Source organism: Inquilinus sp. (assembly GCF_057815775.1).
In genome coordinates, this window is the sequence record NZ_JBYRFX010000456.1 from 1 (window position 1) to 4708 (window position 4708).

General features: G+C 66.7%; 5 protein-coding genes. 1 reads left to right on the plus strand and 4 read right to left on the minus strand.

The window, feature by feature from the left end:
- The 4 genes from AC3XYG_RS16305 to hemE all read right to left on the minus strand — a co-directional run.
- The coding region (locus AC3XYG_RS16305) for a Rho termination factor N-terminal domain-containing protein (protein ID WP_489140901.1) at nt 1-329 on the minus strand (329 nt) is incomplete at its 3' end.
- A 589-nt stretch (nt 330-918) separates the two neighbouring features.
- Complete coding sequence (hemJ, locus tag AC3XYG_RS16310; RefSeq protein WP_489140902.1) at nt 919-1353, minus strand: protoporphyrinogen oxidase HemJ; 435 nt, start codon at nt 1351-1353, stop codon at nt 919-921.
- A gap of 14 nt (nt 1354-1367) precedes the next feature.
- Nucleotides 1368-2405, minus strand: a complete 1038-nt coding sequence (hemH, locus tag AC3XYG_RS16315) for a ferrochelatase (protein ID WP_489140903.1) — start codon at nt 2403-2405, stop codon at nt 1368-1370.
- A 2-nt stretch (nt 2406-2407) separates the two neighbouring features.
- The gene (gene hemE / locus AC3XYG_RS16320; RefSeq protein ID WP_489140904.1) at nt 2408-3430 is read right to left on the minus strand and encodes a uroporphyrinogen decarboxylase; all 1023 of its coding nucleotides are present in this window, start codon (nt 3428-3430) and stop codon (nt 2408-2410) included.
- 368 nt (nt 3431-3798) lie between these two features.
- Here hemE and AC3XYG_RS16325 point away from each other — a divergent pair, with 368 nt between their 5' ends.
- Complete coding sequence (locus tag AC3XYG_RS16325; RefSeq protein ID WP_489140905.1) at nt 3799-4632, plus strand: pyruvate, water dikinase regulatory protein; 834 nt, start codon at nt 3799-3801, stop codon at nt 4630-4632.
- The last annotated feature ends 76 nt before the right edge of the window (nt 4633-4708 follow it).

Genomic DNA, 4708 nt, shown 5'->3' on the forward strand with positions numbered 1-4708 from the left:
TAATGCTCGTTTTCCTTCGGCGCGCGGATCTCGCCTTCGATGGTGTCGCCGGTGCGCACCCCGAAGCGGCGGATCTGCTGCGGCGACACATAGATGTCGTCCGGGCCGGGCAGGTAATTCGATTCCGGGGACCGCAGGTATCCGAAGCCGTCCGACAGGACTTCGAGCACACCGGATCCGAAAATGGCGACTTCGTTTTCAGCCAGTTGCTTGAGGATTGCGAACATCATGTCCTGCTTGCGCAGCATGCTCGCGTTTTCGACTTCAAGCTCTTCGGCATAGGCGAGAAGCTCGCTCGGAGACTTCTCTTTTAATTCTTGCAGATGCATGGGAACCCTGATGGGCGTGGGCAGATCGCCAGCGGCGCGGCGTCTTTGGAAAGGTCTCTCGGCAGGATGTCCGGTCCCACGGCACGAAGGGCTCGACCGTGCGGCGCTTCGATGAGCGCCGGAAGACCACTGGGAACACCTGATGGTTATCGAATGACTTGCCGCAAGTCAATCGCAGAGCCGCCGGTGCGGCAGGAATATCGGGGCGGACCCGTATTGCCAGCCGGGGCGGGGCAGACGAGAGTTCGAATTGGGAGAGATATCATTGCTCGATTGATTGTCGGGGGAGGGGGATTTGATGAAGAACGCCATCATTGTGGCGGTGATCGCCGCTGCCGGACTGGGCGGTTACGGCCCACACTAAAGCTGGAATGATTTTGGGCCGAGCCACGCTCACTGCGCTTTGCTTCTCCCGCTTGCGGGAGAGGTCGGAGACGCAAAGCGGCTCCGGGTGAGGGTTCTTCGTCGAGGCCGGGACCAACCCTCACCCGGACGTCCCAAGAGACGTCCGACCTCTCCCGCCAGGCGGGAGAGGCAACGTGAAGACGCTCGTTATCCCGCTATTCCTCGACCGAGAGCGCCAGGCCCCTCAGAACGGCCGGACGATCACCATGACCAGGATGACCAGCAACAGCAGCGCCGGCACTTCGTTCATCATGCGGTAGAAGCGTTCGGTGTGCCGGTTGCGCCCTTCGGCGAAATCGCGGCGCCACCGCATGCACAGATGGTGCAGCACCAGCAGGACGACAACCCCCGTCAGCTTCACATGCAGCCAGCCTTGCTGCAGCAGCGACGGATCGATGGTCAGCATGGCGATGCCGAACACCAGGGCCAGCACGACGGAGGGCAGCATGATGCCGCGCATCAGCCGCCGTTCCATGATCGAGAACCGCTCGTATTCCGGCGTCCCGGGCACGGTCTGGGTGTGATAGACGAACAGCCGCGGCAGATACAGCATCCCGGCCATCCACGACATCACGAAGAAGACGTGGAGCGCCTTGATCCAGAGATAATAACCCGCCATCGGTCCCTCGCTACCTAAGCTGCTTTGCTGGGGCATCCCGAAAATGCTGCCGGGCAGATCCGGCCGCCGTCGCCGGCCTCGCAGGCCGTGCCGCGGCGGTGCTGCGCCCGCACCAGATCGGCCAGCCCGGCGATGAACGCCTCGTCGGCGCCGACCGTCGGCACCCGCAGGTAGCACGGCGCGCCCGATTCGTCAGCCAGCTTGCGGTATTCGATGTCGAGTTCGACCAGCGTCTCGGAATGCTCCGACACGAAGGCGATCGGCACCACCACGATCGGCCGCTTGGCGGCGGCGGCCTCGTGAATCACCGCCTCGGTCGACGGCTCGATCCATTTCAGCCGGCCGACCCGGCTCTGATAGGTCGAAACCCAGTCGAGGTCGGGGATGCCGGAGGCCACGGCCAGCGCGGCGGACGTGCGCTCGCACTGCCACTGGTAGGGGTCGCCGGCCTTGATGATCTTCTCCGGCAGGCCGTGCGCCGAGAACAGCACCCGCGGCCGGCCATGCTTCGCGGCCTCGGCATGGGCCGTGCGCAGCCCGGCGGCCATGGTGGCGATGAAGCGGCTCTCGGTCGGATAGCAGCAGACGAGGCGCGTCGGCACGTCCAGCCGGGCGATGCGACAGGCGTCGCGCCAGACCCGCACCGACGACCCGGTGGTTGTGGTCGAGAACTGCGGGTACAGCGGCAGCAGCATCACCTCGTCGGGCGCGAAATCCTTCACCAGCATCGCGGTTTCCTGGCTCATCGGATGCCAGTAGCGCATGGCGATGAAGACCTTCACCTCACCCATGTCGGCCAGGTCGGCCTCCAGCGCCCGGGCCTGCGCCTCGGTGTTCGGCAGCAGCGGCGACCCGCCGCCGATCTCGGCATAGATGTCCTTGGCCAGCCGCGACCGCTTGCGGGCGATCATCCAGGCCAGGCCGATCCGCAGCGGGTTGGGCAGGCGGATGATGGCCGGGTCGGCGAACAGGTTGAACAGGAACGGCCGGATCGCGTCCGGATTGTCGGGGCCGCCCAGGTTGAACAGGACGATGGCGATCCGGCGGCTCATTCTCACCGTTCCTTGCGCAGATGCTGGACCAGGGCCCCGACATGCTCCGGCGGGGTCCGCTGCTGCACGCCATGGCCGAGATTGAAGACGAACGGGCCTTTGCCCAGCGCGTCTACGATCGCGTCGGCGGCGCGGATCATCGGCTCGCCGCCGGTCACCAGGAACACCGGGTCCAGGTTGCCCTGCACCGCCGCCTTGGGCTGCAGCGTCCGCGCCGCCCAGTCCAGCGGCACGCTGCCGTCCAGCCCGACCGCATCGACGCCGGCGCCGGGCTGCTGTATGAACGCTACCTCGCCGGCACCGGCGTCGATGCGTTTGGTCGGTGCGATCACCCACCGGTCGAACTCCGTCGCCGGCAGCACGCCGGCCCAGCTGTCGAACAGCTGCACCGTCTCGGCCCCCGCCGCGATCTGGCGCAGCAGATAGGCGCTGGTGGCATCGACCAGCAGATCGATCAGCCGGCCGAAGGTCTCCGGCTGCCCGAAGGCCAGCCCCTTCACCGCGGCGTATTCCTTGCTGCCTCCACCCTCGACCATATAGGTCGCCACGGTCCAGGGAGCGCCCGCGAAGCCGATCAGCGCCACCTCGGGGGGGAGGAGGCCTGCGACCCGCCCGACGGTCTCGTAGACCGGTCCCAGCACGTCGTGCAGGCGATCGGCGGACAGACGGTCGATGCCGGCCGCGTCGGTCACCGGCGCCAGCTTCGGGCCCTCGCCCTCGACATAGTCCAGCGCCTGGCCCAGCGCGTGCGGCACCACCAGGATGTCGGAGAACAGGATCGCCGCGTCCAGCCCATAGCGGCGGATCGGCTGCAGCGTCACCTCGGCGGCCAGGGCGGGGTTGTAGCACAGGTCCAGGAAGCTGCCGGCCTGGGCCCGGACGGCGCGGTATTCCGGCAGATAGCGCCCGGCCTGGCGCATCAGCCACACGGGAGGCCGTGACAGGGCCTCGCCGGACAAGGCGCGCAGGAAGGGCTTGGTCGGCCGTGCCGTGCTCGGTTCCCGGCTCTGCCCATCCTTATCCATAAAAAGAGTCCTTAGGTTTCTTGAGGTTGTAGTGAATCCCTGTGGATAACGGGGATTGTGACTCTTCCACATTTCATCCACAGGCTTTTCCCGGCCGCGGCGCCTCACCCTGTGGATAGCGGGGAAGACGCGCCCGACTCGCTACACCCTCGCCCTTCCCCCTGTCCATAACGGGCGGGAGGACTCGGAGTCGCATTGGCGGCATTCCGCGGCAGGCACATCGAGCCTCGGACTCTCGTCCCCAGCCTGATGGAAGAGTCGACGAATCTGCGGCCAGCGGGTGTGGAATTGCGTCAAGCCCCCGCGAACGGCATTCCACCCCCAAATTGCCCACAGACAATCCCCAAGGCTCGGGATAAAACAGAGAGATGGCGCAGACCAAAAGCTTCCACCTACATCTCGTCTCGGATTCGACTGGGGACACCATCCATAGTGTGGCCCGGGCGTGCCTCTCGCAATTCGAGGGCGCGGAGCCGGTCGAACACTTCTGGAACCTGGTGCGGACCAACCGCCAGCTCGACCTGGTGGTGGAGGAAATCCGCGCCCATCCCGGCATCGTCGTCTTCACCCTGGTCGATGACGGGCTGCGGCACCGGCTGCTCGATGTCTGCGCCCAACTCGGCGTGCCCTGCATCTCCGTGCTCGACCCGATCATGGCGGCGCTGGCGCAGCAGCTCGGCATGGCGGTGCATGGCCGGCCCGGCCGGCAGCACATGATGGACGCCGCCTATTTCCACCGGATCGAGGCGATGGACTACGCCCTGGGCCATGATGACGGGCATCTGGCGCGCGACCTGCACCAGGCCGATGTCATCCTGGTCGGCGTGTCCCGCACCTCGAAGACGCCGACCTGCCTCTATCTCGCCAATCGCGGGGTCAAGGCGGCGAACGTGCCCTTCGTGCCCGGCCTGCCGCTGCCGGACGATCTGCACAAGGTGACCCGGCCGCTGGTGGTCGGGCTGACCAAGGACCCGGAACGGCTGGTGCAGCTGCGCCGCAACCGGATGCAGATGCTGAACCAGGCCCAGACCACCGACTATGTAGACCCCGAGCAGGTGCGGTCGGAGGTGGCGGAGGCCCGGCGCTATTTCGCCAAGCACCGCTGGCCCGTGCTCGACGTCACCCGCCGCGCGATCGAGGAGACGGCGGCCGAGATCCTGTCGCTGCTGGCCCGCCGCGGCCGCAATGCGGGGATTCCGTGAGCGGCATCGTCCTGGCCTCCGGCAGCGCCACCCGCCGGGCGATGCTCGAAGCGGCCGGGGTCGCCCTGGTGGTCAG